We start from the raw sequence: 17,451 nt of genomic DNA on the forward strand, positions 1-17,451 counted from the left end.
GGACCGGCCCTTTATCCGGCCGTTACAGCCGGAAAATCTTATACATATACGCCAGCGCCGCTTCGCTGCAGACGGCGCTCAGACGCCGGCGGAGCTCGGCCTTCGCTTCAGGCGTCGGCAGATGGCAGGCGTCCAGCCCATGCTTCTCCATCCAATGCCCGGCGGTCAAATAGCAGGCGCTGTTCCAGCCGCTTTTGACGCCGTCGGCGGTCAAGCGGTCGGATATGCCGCCAATGACCAAATCGGCCTTGCTCTGCAGCTCGTTCAGCGCGCGGTCGAAGGCCGCTTTCGAATCCTTGGTCGCCAGTCCCGTCACGGCTCGCAAGCGCCGCGTATCGATGCCTTCTTCGGCTTCCACAGCCCGGTAAATATCGACGGCCGCCTTGGGAAGCTCCCCGTCCTCGTAGCGTTCCTCGACCGAATACGGCTCCTCCAACAAGTTTCGGACCAGCGGAAACCATTCGGCAGCAATCAGCACCGGCTTTTTGGCCAGAAACCGCCCGTAAGCGGCCAAGCCTTCGCCGGCGAGCCGGTCGCGCCACAGCCACGGATCGTCGGAGAGGCCCGTATGCCACTGACCGGGCAGGGTGATCGAATCCATTGACGGGTGGCCGGGAATAAACGAAGAGAACGGCAAGATCCCGATATCCCGGATAAAAGCTGCGGCTTGCTCGTAGGTCGCCGCATGAAAAGCTTCCTGCTTGTGCATGTCCTCACTCTCCTGATCAAAAAAGCGTCGGCGATCACCGCCTGACGCTTGCGCTTTATGGATGTACCTTGTCGATAATACCGCCGCCCAGGCAAACCTCGCCGTCGTAAAATACGACCGATTGTCCAGGGGTCACGGCTTTCTGCGGCTGGTCGAACACGACCTCGCAGCTGCCGTCATCGGCCAGCGTCAGCCGCACGCCCTGATCCGGCTGGCGGTAGCGGAACTTGGCCGTGCAAGCGAACGTGCCGCTTGGCCGCGCCGGCGAAATCCAGTTGACGCCGGTTGCCGTCAAGCCTTGCGAATACATGGCCGGATGCGCGTCGCCCTGAACGACGAGCAGCTCGTTGTTGTCCAGATCCTTGCCGACAACAAACCACGGCTCGCCGCTGCCGGAGCCGCCAATCCCAAGGCCCTGACGCTGGCCTAGCGTATAATACATCAAGCCGTCATGCCGACCCTTGATATCGCCTGTCCGCAAATCGCGCATCACGCCCGGCTGGGCCGGCAAATATTGGCTCAGGAAGGTTTTGAAGTCGCGTTCGCCGATAAAGCAGATGCCAGTGCTATCTTTTTTGCGCGCGGTGGCCAGTCCCGCAGCAGCGGCGATTTCCCGCACTTGAGACTTGGGCAGGTGTCCGATCGGAAACATGGCACGCGAAAGCTGCTCCTGATTGAGCGCGTTCAGGAAATATGTCTGGTCCTTGCCCGGATCGTTGCCGCGCAGCAGCGTGAAGGCATCGCCGCGCCGTTCCACGCGGGCATAATGTCCGGTGGCGAGATAGTCGCCGCCCAAATCGATCACCTTTTGCAGCAGCTCGCCGAATTTGATTTCCCGGTTGCACATCACGTCTGGATTGGGCGTGCGTCCGCTGCGGTATTCGTCGAGAAAATAAGCGAATACCTTGTCGTAATATTGTTTTTCAAAATTCACCGTATAAAAAGGGATGTCCAGCTGATCGCACACCCGGCGCACGTCTTCGGCGTCGTCTTCGGCGGTGCAGTGGCCGAATTCGTCAGTGTCGTCCCAGTTTTTCATGAAAATCCCGATAACCTCGTAGCCCGACTGCTTCAACAGGAGCGCTGCGACCGAAGAGTCGACGCCCCCGGACATGCCCAGCACAACCCGCGTTTTTTTACTCATGCTCTACACGTTTTCCTTTCTCCGGGCCGACAGCCCTAATCTGTCTATCCCCTCATTATACATCCTGCGGCGAGAAAATTAAAATTTATTCATCATAATGACATTGTTTTTCTCCCATAAAACTTGGAGTTGTGATAACATGTATTATGATACACGGATGTTTAGGAATGTTTTGCCCGAAAATGGAAACGCTGTGTACCAGCGCGCAGGACAAGTTCTGCGGCGCAAATGGATCGAACGATGAGGTGTTATTTTGAAAATATCGACAAAAGGCCGTTATGGCTTAACGATTATGATGGAGCTCGCGAACCGGTTCGGCGAAGGGCCGACCTCGCTGAAAAGCATAGCGGAGAAGCATCAGCTCTCCGAGCATTATCTGGAGCAGTTGGTTGCACCCCTGCGCAACGCCGGTTTGGTCAAAAGCATTCGCGGCGCCTATGGCGGTTATATTTTATCGAAATCCCCTGAGCAGATCACTGCAGGGGAAGTCATTCGTGTGCTGGAAGGTCCGATTAGCCCGGTGGATTTTACCGAAGAAGACGACCCGGCCAAACGCGACCTGTGGATTCGCATCCGCGACAGCATTGCCGAGGTGCTGGATTCCACGACGCTTGCTTATCTGATCGCGTTTAAGGATGAAGGCAAGCAGGACAACTATATGTTCTATATTTAACGACAGGTGGCTTATGGACTTCATTTATCTCGATCACGCGGCCACAACTCCGGTGCATCCCGGCGTGTTGGAAGCGATGCTTCCTTACTATACAGAGCTGTTCGGCAATCCGTCGAGCACGCACAGCTTCGGCAGAGCGACGCGCACGGCGCTTAACCGCTTTCGCGATTCGATGGCGGCTTCACTGGGCTGCTCCCCGGCTCAGCTGATTTACACGAGCGGGGGCACGGAAAGCAACAATTTGGCGATTTTCGGCGCGCTGCCGCAGCTTTCCGCACAGCGCCGCCATCTCATAACGACACAAATCGAGCACCATGCCGTGCTGCATCCGTTCGAACGTTTGCAGAGGATGGGCTGGGACGTCACCTACCTGTCAGTAGGTCCGACTGGTCTTATTCAAGCGGCCGAGGTGGAAGCAGCGATACGGCCTGAAACCGCGCTGATCAGCATGATGTATGTCAACAACGAGGTCGGCGGCATCCAGCCGATTGAAGCGGTGGGCGAGCTGGCGCGAAGCCGGGGCATTCTTTTTCATGTCGACGGGGTGCAAGCGCTCGGCAAGCTGCCGCTGTGTCTGGACTCACTGCCGGTCGATTTCATGAGCTTTTCTGCGCACAAGCTATATGGCCCCAAGGGCGTCGGTGCGCTGTATGCCGCGCCCAAGACACGCCTGGTCCCGACGGTGCTCGGCGGCTCGCAAGAGCGCAAGCGCCGGCCCGGAACAGAGAACGTCGCTGCTATCGCCGGCTTTGCCAAAGCGGTTGAAATCGTGCTGCCCGAGGCGCTTGACCGGCTACCGCGTTTCAAGGAGCTGCGCGACCGCTTTCTCGCCGAGCTGAACCGGCTGCTTGGCTCGTCCGGTTTTGTCGTCAACGGCGAGCTGGAAGCTTCCGTTCCGCACATTGTCAATCTGAGCTTTCCCGGCGTCAGTACCGAGACGCTGCTGATGAATCTCGATCTCGCAGGCGTTGCTGCGGCCAGCGGCTCGGCCTGCACCTCCGGTTCGCTGGAGGTCTCGCACGTCCTCAAAGCGATGCAGCTTCCAGAAAATGTGACAGCCTCCGCTGTGCGGTTCAGCTTCGGATTGGGGAACGATAAGGAGCAAATCGACACAGCCGCTCAAAAAATTGCAACCATTGTGTTGCGTCTACGTAGTAGATAGGACCGGGCGGTTCTAGGAGGGTTCCCGTTTTGCGCAAAGCGCGAGAGCTGATTGGTCTGAACGTTTTGACCGTCGAGGACGGCCGGCAAGTAGGCCAAGTGAAGGATGTTTTGCTGGACTCAACCTGGAATTTACAAGGCGTCGTGCTGGAGGCCAAGATGTGGTTTTCCGCCATCCGCTATATTCGCTGGAGCGATATCGTGGCCGCTGGAGACGATGCCGTTACGATAACGAACGATAGCGTCATTCGGGAGTTTGAGGAAGACGCGCAACTGCACGCCTTGCTCGAAGGATCCCGCTGCATCAAGGGGCTGCCGGTCGTTACGGCCGGAGGCTGCAAATTAGGTGTAGTCGAGGACGTTTATTTTGACCCGAACTGGGGTACACAAGTAGTAGGTTATGAACTTTCCGAAGGCTTTCTGTCCGATTTGAAGGACGGGCGCAAATGGCTGCCGATGCCGGCGACGGCAACGAAGGGAGCGGACGCGATTATCGTGCCTGTGCATTGCATTGAGGCCGTGGAGGAGCTCTTCGTATCCAAAGAAGAATAGGGTGAGAAAGATGATGCGTTGTCCAAACTGCAATTCCAAAGACATCGGAAAGATTGGCTCCCACCAGTTTTATTGCTGGGGTTGCTTTATCGAGCTGAGCGTAAACGGCGACAAAATGTCGGTGTATCAAGTGGAAGAAGACGGGACGTTGAGCTCGCTCGACGATTTGTTCTTCGAAGAGGAAATGCCGCATGTCCACATTCACGCAACCTGAGCTGCTGCGGTGCTGACTGGATGAATGGATGCTAATACGGTCGGGACGTGCCGGCCTTCATACGAAGAGACTTGACCCTGCCGCGGAAGGCATCGGGTTTGGTCTCTTTTTGTCATGATCGAGGTTGTGTCGAGGTGGAGAGGCGCGGCATGTACTGCCCGATAGGCGGGCGGCTTGGCGCAATGGCGGATTAATTTGCCCGGGTTGTACATATACTGTTAGAGCGCACAAAGATCGTGGAACCGGGGGGATCGATATTGGACCGATTTTGGAAAAATAAAAGCTTCGCCGCTCTGCTGTATGTGCTGCTGGGACTGCTGGCGATTTATTTGCTGCTGCAAATCAAGCCGCTGCTTGTCGGCGTTTTTCAGTTTTTGAAAGCAGTGCTGACGCCTTTCTTTATCGCAATGATTATTTCTTATATATTGAATCCGGTTGTCAACGTGCTGAATCACCGCAAAGTGCCGCGCACAGTCGCCGTACTGCTGATTTACAGCGTGTTTATTACGTCTGTGGTCGTCGTCATTATGAACGTGACGCCGATGTTCATCCGTCAGCTGGCCGAACTGAACGAGCATATGCCGCAGCTCGCCATGCGCGCCCAGTCGCTGATGGACGGCTTTAACCAGAACCGCTTGCTGCCCGACAGCGTGCGCCTCGGCTTTAACCATTCGCTGGCCAAGCTGGAAAGCGGAGTCGCGATGGCGATTTCCAACTACTTGAATCAGATCGGTTCGACGATCAATACGCTGTTCATTGTGTTTATCGTGCCGTTTCTGGCCTTTTACATGCTCAAGGATTTTCAGCTGATGGAAAAAACCGCGATTGCGATCGTCCCTAAAAACCACCGCCGCAAAACGATCAATCTGCTGCTCGATATCGATTTGGCGCTTGGCAACTATATCCGCGGACAACTGCTCGTCTGCCTGATCGTCGGCGTGCTGGCTTACATCGGGTATTGGCTGATCGGCATGGAGTATCCGCTGCTGCTGGCTGCGGTTGTCGCGGTGTTTAACATTATTCCTTATCTGGGTCCCTTTTTTGGAGCGGCTCCGGCGCTGCTGATGGCTTCGACGATTTCGTTTAAAATGGTGCTGCTCGTGCTGGGCGTCAACTTCGCCGTGCAAATTCTGGAGGGCAACGTCATTTCGCCGCAGGTGGTGGGCCGCTCGTTGCATATGCATCCGCTGTTTATCATTTTTGCGCTGCTGGTCGGTGGCGAGGTGGCGGGGGTGCTCGGCCTGATTCTCGCCGTGCCGTTTTTCGCTGTGATGAAGGTGATTGTCCAGCATATTTTCCTGCATTATGTGCATCGGCCGACGCCGACCTGATGCGCGTCTGCAGATGCCAAAACCCCCTTGCGCCGCGTGGGCGCAAGGGGGTTTTGGCGAGGTTTTTTGAGGATATATCGAGTAAAGCTTGCAAGACTAGAAGCCATTGTAAATGTCCATTTAGCGGGGGGCGCTAAGTGATGACCTTACATGTGTCATTATACAGAGAATGAGAATCATTGTCAATGTGATTTTTGAGAAAAAAGGATCGACTTGCACTGCTCTTGCTCAAAGACTGATCATGCCACCGTGAGAATGATCGGCGCTTTTTTGGTAATGATCAGGGTATGCTCATGCTGTGCGGCAAAGCTGTTGTCAGGTACGCGCATAGTCCAGCCGTCGGGCTGCTCGACGACGTATTGCGCCCCGGTCGACAAAAAGGGCTCAATCGTAATGACCAGACCTTCGGTCAGCACACGCTGATCGTGTTTGTTATAGACAGGCCAAATCTCTTGCGGCGCTTCATGCAGCGATTTGCCGATACCGTGGCTGCACAGGTTCCGGATCACCTGATAACCGCCTTTGGCTGCTTCGCGTTCGATGATTCTTCCGATTTCATTCAATTTGACGCCATGCTTCAGTGAAGCGATGACTGCCATCATCGTGTGACGGGTGTGCTGGCACAAGCGCAATAAAGCCGGATTCACCGGAGGGACAACAAACGAATGTCCCGCATCTGCGAAGTAGCCGTCCAGCTCGGCCGAAACATCGATATTGATCAAATCGCCGGGCCGGATGACGCGATCTCCCGGTATGCCGTGCGCTACGTCATGGTTGATGCTGATACAGGTATGGCCGGGAAACTGGTAGATGGCTTTGGGCGCGGATACAGCGCCGTGTTTTTTCAAGAACCTGCCGCCGATTTCGTCCAGCTCCCGGGTGGTCATTCCGATCCGCGTGCAGCGTTTCATTTCGCGAATCGTTCTGGCCACGATGCTGCCGATTTTTTTCAGCGCTTCGATATCGCTTTGCGATTCTATCGTCATACGAGCTCTCCTTTGGTGGTGATGAGTTGCAATTTGGCTTGTTGCCTGTTTTTTTCTTATTCGATGAAGTCGGGGCTTATTCCTGCGACGGCGGAGAACGGTTGACCGATTCCGCTTGGCTTAGGGCTGCTCGCGGTTGACAGCGGCGCGGCGTATCGCTATAATTTGCCTTAATCAAGATCTGTAAAGCGCCGATGAAACTTTAGTAAGCCTTGCAATCCACCGTCAGAGAGAAAGCTTGTTAGCTGCGCTGCCTGCGCGCTTTCGCTGCGAGAGCTTTCCGGTATCGGGATGGCCGAACGCTGGTTTCGGAGCGCGGGAGAACCCCGCCGGTTGAACCCGTTACTGTTCAGACAAGGAGATTGCTGCTGTATGGAGCAATAACCAGGGTGGTACCGCGATGATTCGTCCCTGTTTCGACAGGGGCGTTTTTTGTTTTTATATCCAATAGCTGATGCTGAAGATGACGATGGAGGTCTGATGTTCAATGAAAGCAAGTGAAATCCGTTCCAAATGGTTGGCGTTTTTCGCCGAAAAGGGCCACAAAATCGAGCCGAGCTCTTCGCTCGTGCCGCATAACGATCCTTCGCTGCTCTGGATCAACGCCGGGATGGCTCCGTTAAAGGCGTATTTCGACGGCCGCATCGTGCCGGACAATCCGCGCATCGCCAACGCGCAGAAATGCATCCGCACCAACGATATCGAGAATGTCGGCAAAACCCGCCGTCATCATACGTTTTTCGAAATGCTCGGCAACTTCTCGATTGGCGACTACTTTAAGGAAGAAGTCATCACCTGGGCGTGGGAGTTTCTGACCGACCCGAAATGGATCGGCTTCGACCCGGAGCGCCTGTCCGTCACGGTGTACCCGGAGGATACGGAAGCGTTTGATTATTGGAATAAAAAAATCGGTCTGCCGGAAGAGCGCATCTACAAGCTGCAGGATAACTTCTGGGACATCGGCGAAGGCCCGTGCGGTCCTTGTACGGAAATTTTTTACGACCGCGGCGACGCTTACGGCGATTTGAACGATCCCGAGTGCTGGCCGGGCGGCGAAAACGAGCGCTTCCTGGAAGTATGGAACCTCGTCTTCTCGCAGTTCAACCATAATAAAGATGGTAGCTATACGCCGCTTCCGAACAAAAATATCGACACTGGCGCCGGTCTGGAGCGCTTTGCGTCGATTCTGCAGAACGTCGATTCCAACTTCGACACCGATCTGTTTATGCCGATTATTGAAAAAACGTGCGAGCTGGCCGGCGTCCAGTATCACGTTCATATGGAAACCGACGTGGCGCTCAAGGTCATTGCCGACCACATCCGCACGGTGGCGTTCTCGGTGGGCGACGGGGTGCTGCCGAGCAATGAAGGCCGCGGCTACGTCATTCGACGCCTGCTGCGCCGCGCGGTTCGCTACGGCAAGGTCATCGGTATGGACAAGCCGTTCCTCTATTTGCTGGTGCCAATTGTCGGCGAGATAATGGGCGTCTACTACCCGGAGGTGGTGGACAAGCGCGAGTTTATCGAGAAGGTGATCCGCACCGAAGAGGAACGTTTCCACGAAACGCTGAGCGACGGTCTGGCGATTCTTGCCGACATGGTCGGCCGGACGATTGGCGCCGGAAGCAGCCAGATCAGCGGACCGGATGCGTTCAAGCTGTATGACACGTATGGCTTCCCGTTCGATTTGACCGAGGACTTTGCCGCAGAGAAGGGCTTGACCGTCGACCGCGCCGGCTTTGACGCCGCGATGCAGGAGCAGCGCGACCGCGCCCGCGAAGCGCGCAAGGATGAAGGAAGCATGAAGGTGCAGGGCGGCCCGCTGGCTGATTTTACGGTTAAAAGCGAATTTGTTGGTTATAATGATTTGGTAGCGAATGCTAATGTGATTGCCATTGTGCATGAAAATCAGTTTGCCGATATTGTTGGCTCAGGCGAGACGTGCCAGGTCGTGCTCGACCGCACGCCGTTCTATGCGGAAAGCGGCGGTCAGGTGAGCGACCACGGCTTCTTGCGCAGCGACAACGTCACCCTGCGAGTGGAGAACGTTGGTAAAGCGCCGCACGGCCAGCATGTGCACAGCGTCGTCGTGGAATCGGGCGTGCTGCGCAAGGGCGATTCGCTGACCGCGATCGTCACGCAGGAGAAGCGCAGCGATACGATCAAAAACCATACGGCAACCCATCTGCTGCACAAAGCGCTCAAAGAGGTGCTCGGCGAGCACGTCAATCAGGCCGGCTCGCTGGTGGAGCCGGAGCGTCTGCGCTTTGACTTCTCGCATTTCGGCGGCATCAGCGCCGAGGAGCTGCAAGACATCGAGCAGCGCGTCAACGCCCAGGTGTGGGCCGACACGGCTGTCGACATCAGCCTCAAGCCGATTGCCGAAGCGAAGTCGCTTGGCGCAATGGCGCTATTCGGCGAGAAATACGGCGATATCGTACGCGTTGTGCGCGTCGGCGACTACAGCCTGGAGCTGTGCGGCGGCTGCCACGTCACGAATACGGGACAAATCGGCCTGTTTAAAATTTTGAGCGAATCCGGCATCGGCTCCGGCATCCGGCGGATTGAAGCGGTCACCGGCCGCCACGCCTACGCGTATCTCGACAGCCAGCTTCAACTGCTGCGCGAAGCGGCCAGCCTGCTCAAGTCGAGCTTGCCCGACGTGCCCAAGCGTCTTGAAGGCACGCTGCAGCAGCTCAAGGAGCTGTCGCGCGAGAACGAGTCGCTGCGCGGCAAGCTGAGCCGCATCGAAGCCGGATCGCTCACCGATCAGGTCAAGGATGTCGGCGGCGTCGCGGTTCTGGCGGCGCAGGTCAACGCAGCCGATATGGATTCGCTGCGCCAGGTGGCCGACGAGATGAAGCTCAAGCTCGGCTCGGCCGTCATCGTGCTGGGCGCGGCCGCCGACGACAAGGTCAACCTTGTGGCAGCCGTCAGCCCGGAGCTGGTCAAGCAAGGCTATCACGCCGGCAAGCTGATCAAGGAAGTGGCGGCGGAATGCGGCGGCAGCGGCGGGGGACGCCCGGATATGGCGCAAGCCGGCGGCAAGGAAATTTCCAAGCTGCCTGCGGCGCTGGCCAAGGTGGAATCGCTGGTCGCGCTGCAAAAAGCATAAATATTTTTGTCCGGGACAGGAATTTCTGCGCAAACAGAGAATATATCACAATATACAACAAATATTTACCTATTTTTTACAGCGGTAGTGGAAAGCGGGGTGCCCGGATATGAGTTCCATGGATAAAACAATGAAATTCAACGTCAAAGCCGAAGAAATCGAAACGTCGCCTAAGGAAGTGCTGCTGGCCGTCTATGACGCGCTTCAGGAGAAAGGCTACAACCCGATTAACCAGATCGTCGGATATCTGCTTTCCGGCGACCCGGCCTATATTCCGCGCCATAACAACGCACGCAGCCTGATTCGCAAACGGGAACGCGACGAGCTGATTGAAGAGCTGGTCCGCTCCTATCTGGGGCAGCACAAGTAAGGGAGAGCAGCAGCCGAAGATGAGATGGATGGGCCTGGATTACGGGGACAAGACGATCGGCGTGGCGCTTAGCGACGAGCTGGGCTTTACGGCGCAAGGGCTGGAGGTCATTCAGCGCGGCAAGCCCGGACGGGACTGGCAGCGGCTGGAGGAGCTTGTCGGGCAATACGGCGTGAGCCTGATCGTTGTAGGCTTGCCGAAAAATATGAACAACACGATTGGTCCTCGCGGAGAGCTGTGCATCGCTTTTGCCGAGGAAGTGAAGCAAAAATTAAACGTGCCTGTACACATGTGGGATGAGCGTCTGACGACGGCGGCGGCGACGCGAACGCTGCTCGAAGCGGACATGAGCCGCAAGAAGCGCAAGGCGGTTGTCGACAAGATGGCCGCTGCGCTCATTCTGCAAGGGTACATGGATGCGAATATGAAGAGGTGAGGATACATGTCCAAAGACGAATTGCGCGAAGAAGAACCGGAAATCATTTATATCCCTGACGATGAAGGAAATGAAGAAGAGTTCGAAGTCATCATGAAATTCGAAGTGGACGGTTCCGACAAGAAGTATATGATGGTCGTGCCGCTGGAAAGCAGCGATGACGAGGACAGCGAAGAGGTGTATGCGTTCCGCTACGAAGAGGACGAGAACGGCGACGATTTGAAGCTGTTCACAATCGAAGACGAGGAAGAGTGGAATATCGTCGAAGAAACGTTCAACACGTTGATGGCTGAATTTGCCGAGGACGAAGAAGCATGAGCGAGACGCAAAACGGCGTATTGCGGAATGCTTTTGGGGATGATATCATTCTGTTTGATGAGCAGAACGAATCTACGGTGTATCGCCTGTTAACCGAATTCGTCCACGGCGGGATCTCTTATGCGGTATTGCAGTCAGAGGCGCTGAAGAAAGAGGACGAAGTAGCCATCTTTCGCATTGTGACCGACCCGGAGGGGCAGCACGAGCTGGAGACGATCGAAGACGACGATGAGTGGGAAACCGTGTCGGAAATCTACGATGAAATGATGTTTCCGGTGAAGGATGACTTGTAGGACTATTCACCCGAGCGGAGCGCATCCGCTCTTTTTTTTGTGTTCACAGGAGGGGAGAATCAGGAACGTGATCGATGACAACGAGCGGGAGACGGATTTTTCGGAAGATGAATACGAGGAGACGGACAAGCCGAAACGCGGACGGCGGATTGCGCTGATCGTCGTTGCCTTGCTGCTGCTGTTGGTAGTCGGCGGCGCGGGCGGCGTGGCGCTGTTTGTCGCCCAGGCGCTACAGCCGGTGGAGCCATCGGCGCAAGAGGTGCGGATTACGATTCCGCAGGGAGCCAGCTCGCTGCAAATCGCCAAGCTGCTGGAGGAGCAGGGGCTGATCCGCAGCGCGACGATTTTTCGGTATTATTTGAAGCTGGAAGGGCAGGGCTCGCGCTTTCAGGCGGGCGAATACAGCATGACGCCGGGCATGACGCTCGATCAGATGATCGGCAAGCTGAACGACGGCGACATCGTCAAGGAAGAAGTCATTCGCGTGACGATTCCCGAGGGCTTTACGGTGCAGCAGATCGCGGACAAGCTGGGCGAGGATACGCCTTGGCGGGCAGAGACGTTTTTACAGGAGGTCGATACGCCGTCGCGGTTTCAAGCAAGCGCGCTCACGGGATTTCCCGAAAGCCAGGACCTCAGGCATAAGCTGGAGGGTTATCTGTTCCCCGAGACGTACGAGTTCAAGAAGGGCGCAAGCGAGCAGGAGTTTATCGAACGCACGCTGCAGGAGCTGGACAAAAAGCTGGGGACGCTCCCCGCGGATTGGCCGGACAAGCTCAAGCAGCGCGGGCTGACGCTGCATCAGCTGCTCACGGTCGCTTCGCTGATCGAACGCGAGGTGGTTGTCGACGAGGAGCGGCCGCTTGTAGCCGGCGTTATTTACAATCGCTTGGCGCAGAAAATGCCCCTGCAGATTGACGCGACGGTGCAGTATTTGTTCGACAAGCCCAAGGAGCGATTGCTGGAGAAGGATTTGCAGATTTCAAGCCCTTATAATACGTATTTGAATCCTGGCCTCCCCCCGGGGCCGATTGCCAGTCCCAGCCTCGCTTCGATTCAAGCGGCGCTGTATCCGGCGGAAACGAAATATTTGTTTTACGTGACCAAAAAAGACGGCTCGCAAGCGCATTTGTTTGCCGAGACGTACGAGCAGCACAAAAAAAATATCGCCGCCAGCAAAAAGATGACGCCGTAAAGCCCGCGGCGGCTCCTACGCTTGGTGGAAATCGATATCCTAAGCAGGGAAGGAACGATTCAGTCATGAGAAAACCGGAATTGCTCATTAATGCGGGCTCCGTTTCCGATATACAAAGATATATAGCTGCTGGAGCCGACGCCGTGCTGGTTGGCGAGCAGCGCTACGGTTTGCGGCTGCCCGGGGACTTGACGCCGGAGGAGCTTGCGCCGGCTGTAGCGTGGGCGCACGGCCGGGGAGCCAAGGTGTATGCGGCGGTGAACCGCATCTTCGACAACGCCTCGCTGCCCGGGCTGGCCGCTTATATCGAACGGCTTGCCGCTATCGGCGTCGACGCGCTCGTATTCGGCGATCCGGCTGTGCTGACCGCGGTACGTCAGCTTGAATCGGCACGCAGACCCAAGCTGCATTGGAATGCGGAAATGACATCAACGAATTATGCGACGGCCAACTATTGGGCCGGACAGGGTGCGGCGCGCGCCGTGCTGGCCCGCGAGCTCAACATGGAGCAAGTGCTGGAATTCAAGCGGAAGGCTAGCGTGGAAGCGGAGGTGCAGGTGCACGGTATAACGAATATTTATCATTCCAGACGCGAGCTGGTGAAAAGCTATCTGGAGCATCAGGGACGCCGTGCAGACGGCGAAGACCGTTCGGCGGATCGCGGACTGTTCCTGATCGAGAAGGAGCGTCAGGACCAGCGGTATCCGATCTTTGAAGACAGCGCCGGCACGCACATAATGAGCTCCGAGGATATTTGCATGCTCGACGCGCTGCCCGAGCTGATCGACGGCGGTGTGGACAGCTTCAAAATCGACGGGCTGCTCAAGTCTGCGCTATACAATGAAACCGCGATACGCAGCTACCGCGCGGCGATTGACGCCTACGCAGCCGATCCGGCGGGTTATGCGTTTGACCCCGAATGGCTGGCGGCGATCGAGCGGCTGCAGGACCCGGAGCGTGAGCTTACCTACGGCTTTTTTTATAAGGAACAGGTCTATTGATTTCTCAATAAAAGGTGTGAAACGGACATGACAACGGCAGTGGAAGCCAAAGCCCGCGGCCGGCGGGTGCGTCTTGACAAGCCGGAGCTGCTCGCGCCTGCGGGCAGTCTGGAGAAGCTCAAGTTCGCGGTGCATTACGGGGCGGATGCGGTTTATATCGGCGGGCAGAAATACGGCCTTCGCTCGAATGCCGATAACTTTACGTTTGAAGAGATGCGCGAAGGCGTCGCCTTTGCGGCGATGTATGGCGCCAAGGTGTTTGTGGCCACGAACATTTACGCGCATAACGAAGACATCGACGGCTTGGAGGCGTATCTGCGCGAGCTGCAGGAAGTCGGCATCGCTGCGATTATTGCTGCCGATCCGGTCATTATGCAAACGGCTCGCCGGGTGGCGCCCAAGCTGGAGGTGCATCTGAGCACGCAGCAGTCGACGATGAACTGGCAGGCGGTGCAATTCTGGAAGGAGCAGGGCATCGAGCGCGTCGTGCTGGCGCGTGAAGCGAGTATGGCGGAGATCGACGAGATCAAGCGGCACGTTGACGTCGAAATCGAAGCGTTCATTCACGGCGCGATGTGCAGCTCCTATTCAGGCCGCTGCGTATTGTCGAATCATTTTACCGACCGGGATTCGAATCGCGGCGGCTGCTCGCAGTCGTGCCGCTGGAAGTACGATTTGTTTGCCAGAGAAGAAACGGCGGTCGGGCCGCTCGCAACCAATCTGCCGCTGTTTGCGGATGAAGACGACCCGTTTACGATGGGCTCGAAAGATTTGAGCATGATCGAATCGATTGCCGACATGATCGAATCGGGCGTTGACAGCTTCAAGATCGAAGGGCGGATGAAGAGCATCCATTACGTCGCGACGGTGGTGAGCGCTTACCGGCAGGCGATCGACGCGTATTTTGCCGACCCGGAAGGCTTTAAGGTGAAGCAGGCGTGGATTGACGATATTCACAAGGCAGCGAATCGGCCGTTGAACAGCGGGTTTTTCTATGATGTTCCCGGACACGAGGATCATATCTACGAGCCGGAGGATAAAGCGGTCGGCTACGATTTTGTCGGACTGGTCGTCGGCTATGAGCCGGATACGGGGTTGGCGCTCATTCAGCAGCGCAATCACTTCAAGCCGGGACAGGAAGTCGAGTTCTTCGGGCCGCAAGGCGCGTCCTTCCGGCAGCTGGTTGAACGTCTGTGGGATGAGACGGGCCAGGAGCTGGACGCAGCGCGCCATCCGCTGCAAATCGTCAAGCTGCGCGTCGACCAGCCGGTAGCGATCTGGGACATGATGCGCAAAAATACGGGAAAAGGCCGGTAATCAGGCAGGATGGGGCCATCGTCCCTGTGTCGGTGCGGGGTGGTGCGAGCCGATCCTCCCCGCCCGTACGGGGCTGCCGAAAATTACCAGCGAAAAAGGTTTTCTTTTTTTCGTAAATTGATTTTAATAAAAAGGAAATATTCGAGTCTATGTCGAATTGAAATGTCAGACGTCCTTGTTGAAAACCTTTACATTTTGTTCCTGTATGTTTTTATGAAGCAACATAGTCTCTAATGGTGGTGAACAGTATGAGAAATGGACTGCAAAAGGTATGGTCATCTGTGTCCAAGCTCGGCAAGTCCTCTTTCAACGCAATTCGCAATATTCGCTGGGGCAAGGCCCTGCAAACGGTCGGCAAGGGAAAGCTCGGAGATCGGATGAAATCGATGCATCTGGGCGAGAAAACGAAGTCGGTCGGTTCGGCTGCTTTCAAGGAGATAAAAAACCTGCACGTACAAAATCCGATCAAGTCCGTCGGGATGAAGCTGTTTATTATCTTTTTTGTCAGTATCCTGTTTTTCGTTTTGACGGTTGGCATGATTTCCTACAATCTTTCGAAAAACGTTATTAAAAACGAGGTTTCCGCGAGCAGCGTTCAGACGATTACCCAAGCGGGGCAAAAGCTGGACTTCCTGTTTGGTACGTATACGGACCTGTCGCTCCAGATGGTGCTGGATAAAGACTTGCAGCAATGGCTGGTCGATTTGGGCAACATCCAGGAAAACACGTACGAATACATCAGCACCGTGCGGCTGATCAACGATAAGCTGACGCGTACGCTGTTCGCTATCAAGGAAGTCAAAGGCGTTCATTTGTACAAAATGGACGGCAATGCCATTCTCGTTACGGGCAATGGCAGCAAGCCGACGAGCAGCATCCTTAACGAAGACTGGTTCCAAAAAATTCTTAAAGCCAGCGGCTTGCCGGAATGGCTGCCGGCCAAACCCAAGGGCTATTCGAACCAAAACAGCACGTTTGCGATCGGGCGCGTCATTAAAGATGCATCCTCAGGCAACGACGAAGGCGTGCTGCTGATTGAAATCAGCGAGGAGTCGCTGATGGATGAGCTGAAGAAAATCGATATCGGCGACGACAGCGACCTGTCGCTGATTACTGCCGATAACCGCACTGTGGCCGCTAGCAAAATCGAAGACGTCGACCAGTCGGCGCACGTGATGCTGAGCCAGGAAGAAATGGATGCGGATAGCGGCTCGTTCATCAATTCGCTTGACCAGCTCGTCGTCCATTACAAGTCTGAGGTAACCGACTGGTATCTCGTGGGAGCGATTCCGGTGAGCACCTTGGTGAAGGAAGCAGCCAGCATCTTCAAGCTGACGCTGATTGTCGCGTTGATTGCCGCTTTAGCGGCCGTCGTGATCGGCTGGCTGGTCGCCCGCATGATCGGACGCCCACTTGTCAATCTGCGCAACCTGATGAGTCAGGGCGCCCAAGGCAAGCTGACGGTTCGCGCCAACTACAAATCGAAGGACGAAATCGGCCAGCTTGGCAACAGCTTTGACACGATGATGGCCAACATTACGGCGCTTGTGCAGCAAACGAGCGAATCGGCGAAGCTCGTGCTCGACACCGCCGAGGAGCTTACGCATTCGTCGAAGATGACGGCAACGGCCGCTCGGGAAATTGCTATCGCAACCGACGAGATTTCTCGCGGCGCTTCGGGACTTGCCACCGAATCGGAGCGCGGCAACGAGCTGACGCAGCATATCGGCTATCAGATGAAAAATGTGATTGCGGCCAACCTCGATATGGGTAACTCGGCTTCCGATGTCCAAAGCTCCAGTGAGCGCGGTACGACCTACATGACCGAGCTGACAGGCAAAACGAACGTGACTGAAGAAATGATCCGCTCGATGGTGGAGAAGGTCGACAAGCTGAAAGACAGCACGCGTTCGATCCGCAAAATTCTCGAAGTGCTCAACAACATGACGAAGCAGACGAATATTTTGTCGCTGAACGCAACGATTGAAGCGGCGCGCGCCGGAGCGGCGGGCAAAGGCTTCATGGTCGTCGCCGACGAGATTCGCAAGCTGGCCGACCAGTCGCGGCAATCGATCGATATCGTGGGACAAATTACCGAGACGATTCAAGTGGAAATCGACGAAACGGTCAAGGTGCTGTCCAATGCGACGCCGATTTTCCAAGAGCAAATTTTGTCGGTGAAGGAAGCGAATACGATTTTCCATCAGGTGACTTCGCATATGACCGGCTTTATTGAGCAGTTGAGCGCGGTCAGCGATTCCATCAGCACGCTGGAGCAATCGCAAATGGTGCTTTCCGACGCCATGACCAACGTCAGCGCCGTAGCCGAGGAGTCGCTGGCGACTTCTGAAGAGGTCGCATCACTCAGCTCCGAGCAGCTCGGCATCAGCGACGCACTGGTGAAGCTGTCCGACAAGCTGTCGCAGCTGTCCACTTCCTTGAAGGAATCGCTGTCGAAATTCGAAGTGGAATAATAACGTAACTATAACGGATGTTCAGTTGAACCAAGGGCTGTCTCCCGCTGCAGAATGCGGCTGCGGGAGGCGGCTTTTTTGCGTCTGGCAGCCGTCTTACGTCCCGGCGCAGCGATCTGAAAGCTGCTCAGGGCGGTTATTGCGGCGTCCGGGCTGGCCCCT

At 56.0% G+C, this 17,451-nt stretch carries 17 protein-coding genes; 14 read left to right on the plus strand and 3 right to left on the minus strand.

Going from position 1 to position 17,451, the window contains the following annotated elements:
- Window positions 1-22 precede the first annotated feature (22 nt).
- Window positions 23-709: an AlkZ-related protein gene (locus B5M42_RS05335; RefSeq protein ID WP_134753322.1), complete on the minus strand. Its 687-nt coding sequence runs from the start codon at window positions 707-709 to the stop codon at window positions 23-25.
- A gap of 55 nt (window positions 710-764) precedes the next feature.
- The gene (gene mnmA / locus B5M42_RS05340) at window positions 765-1,853 is read right to left on the minus strand and encodes a tRNA 2-thiouridine(34) synthase MnmA (protein WP_134753320.1); all 1,089 of its coding nucleotides are present in this window, start codon (window positions 1,851-1,853) and stop codon (window positions 765-767) included.
- A 253-nt stretch (window positions 1,854-2,106) separates the two neighbouring features.
- On the opposite strand from mnmA, the gene cymR reads away from it, so the two are divergent.
- The 5 genes from cymR (at window position 2,107) to B5M42_RS05365 (ending at window position 5,784) form a co-directional block, all read left to right on the plus strand.
- Entirely contained in the window at window positions 2,107-2,526 is a 420-nt protein-coding gene (cymR, locus tag B5M42_RS05345) for a cysteine metabolism transcriptional regulator CymR (protein WP_134753318.1), read from the plus strand.
- 13 nt (window positions 2,527-2,539) lie between these two features.
- Window positions 2,540-3,688 (plus strand): cysteine desulfurase family protein, encoded by a 1,149-nt coding sequence (locus B5M42_RS05350; RefSeq protein WP_134753316.1) that lies wholly within the window; start codon window positions 2,540-2,542, stop codon window positions 3,686-3,688.
- Window positions 3,689-3,717: 29 nt separating this feature from the next.
- The gene (locus B5M42_RS05355; protein ID WP_134753314.1) at window positions 3,718-4,239 is read left to right on the plus strand and encodes a PRC-barrel domain-containing protein; all 522 of its coding nucleotides are present in this window, start codon (window positions 3,718-3,720) and stop codon (window positions 4,237-4,239) included.
- Between the two features lie 10 nt (window positions 4,240-4,249).
- Window positions 4,250-4,453 (plus strand): hypothetical protein, encoded by a 204-nt coding sequence (locus B5M42_RS05360; RefSeq protein ID WP_134753312.1) that lies wholly within the window; start codon window positions 4,250-4,252, stop codon window positions 4,451-4,453.
- Between the two features lie 257 nt (window positions 4,454-4,710).
- Window positions 4,711-5,784 carry an AI-2E family transporter gene (locus tag B5M42_RS05365; RefSeq protein ID WP_134753310.1) on the plus strand — a complete coding sequence of 358 codons (1,074 nt, stop codon included), beginning with the start codon at window positions 4,711-4,713 and terminating at the stop codon, window positions 5,782-5,784.
- 239 nt (window positions 5,785-6,023) lie between these two features.
- Here B5M42_RS05365 and map read toward each other — a convergent pair whose 3' ends face one another.
- Window positions 6,024-6,770: a type I methionyl aminopeptidase gene (map, locus tag B5M42_RS05370; protein ID WP_134753308.1), complete on the minus strand. Its 747-nt coding sequence runs from the start codon at window positions 6,768-6,770 to the stop codon at window positions 6,024-6,026.
- Between the two features lie 487 nt (window positions 6,771-7,257).
- On the opposite strand from map, the gene alaS reads away from it, so the two are divergent.
- The 9 genes from alaS (at window position 7,258) to B5M42_RS05415 (ending at window position 17,289) form a co-directional block, all read left to right on the plus strand.
- On the plus strand, window positions 7,258-9,885 hold the full coding sequence (alaS, locus tag B5M42_RS05375; RefSeq protein ID WP_134753306.1) for an alanine--tRNA ligase: 2,628 nt from the start codon (window positions 7,258-7,260) through the stop codon (window positions 9,883-9,885).
- Window positions 9,886-9,994: 109 nt separating this feature from the next.
- Complete coding sequence (locus B5M42_RS05380; RefSeq protein ID WP_134753304.1) at window positions 9,995-10,255, plus strand: IreB family regulatory phosphoprotein; 261 nt, start codon at window positions 9,995-9,997, stop codon at window positions 10,253-10,255.
- 19 nt (window positions 10,256-10,274) lie between these two features.
- The gene (gene ruvX, locus B5M42_RS05385) at window positions 10,275-10,691 is read left to right on the plus strand and encodes a Holliday junction resolvase RuvX (RefSeq protein ID WP_134753302.1); all 417 of its coding nucleotides are present in this window, start codon (window positions 10,275-10,277) and stop codon (window positions 10,689-10,691) included.
- A 6-nt stretch (window positions 10,692-10,697) separates the two neighbouring features.
- A complete protein-coding gene (locus tag B5M42_RS05390; RefSeq protein ID WP_134753300.1) occupies window positions 10,698-11,009 on the plus strand; it encodes a DUF1292 domain-containing protein in 312 nt (103 codons plus the stop codon).
- Window positions 11,006-11,302 carry a DUF1292 domain-containing protein gene (locus B5M42_RS05395; protein ID WP_134753298.1) on the plus strand — a complete coding sequence of 99 codons (297 nt, stop codon included), beginning with the start codon at window positions 11,006-11,008 and terminating at the stop codon, window positions 11,300-11,302. The genes B5M42_RS05390 and B5M42_RS05395 overlap by 4 nt, the downstream gene beginning before the upstream one ends.
- A gap of 67 nt (window positions 11,303-11,369) precedes the next feature.
- Window positions 11,370-12,497 carry an endolytic transglycosylase MltG gene (mltG, locus tag B5M42_RS05400; RefSeq protein ID WP_407946110.1) on the plus strand — a complete coding sequence of 376 codons (1,128 nt, stop codon included), beginning with the start codon at window positions 11,370-11,372 and terminating at the stop codon, window positions 12,495-12,497.
- A gap of 65 nt (window positions 12,498-12,562) precedes the next feature.
- Window positions 12,563-13,498: a peptidase U32 family protein gene (locus B5M42_RS05405; protein ID WP_134753294.1), complete on the plus strand. Its 936-nt coding sequence runs from the start codon at window positions 12,563-12,565 to the stop codon at window positions 13,496-13,498.
- Window positions 13,499-13,525: 27 nt separating this feature from the next.
- On the plus strand, window positions 13,526-14,815 hold the full coding sequence (locus B5M42_RS05410) for a peptidase U32 family protein (RefSeq protein ID WP_134753292.1): 1,290 nt from the start codon (window positions 13,526-13,528) through the stop codon (window positions 14,813-14,815).
- Between the two features lie 248 nt (window positions 14,816-15,063).
- Window positions 15,064-17,289 carry a methyl-accepting chemotaxis protein gene (locus tag B5M42_RS05415; RefSeq protein ID WP_230632694.1) on the plus strand — a complete coding sequence of 742 codons (2,226 nt, stop codon included), beginning with the start codon at window positions 15,064-15,066 and terminating at the stop codon, window positions 17,287-17,289.
- Window positions 17,290-17,451: the final 162 nt, after the last annotated feature.

The sequence above is a fragment of the Paenibacillus athensensis genome, assembly GCF_004514475.2.
In the GTDB taxonomy this organism is placed as follows: Bacteria; Bacillota; Bacilli; order Paenibacillales; family NBRC-103111; genus Paenibacillus_AL; species Paenibacillus_AL athensensis.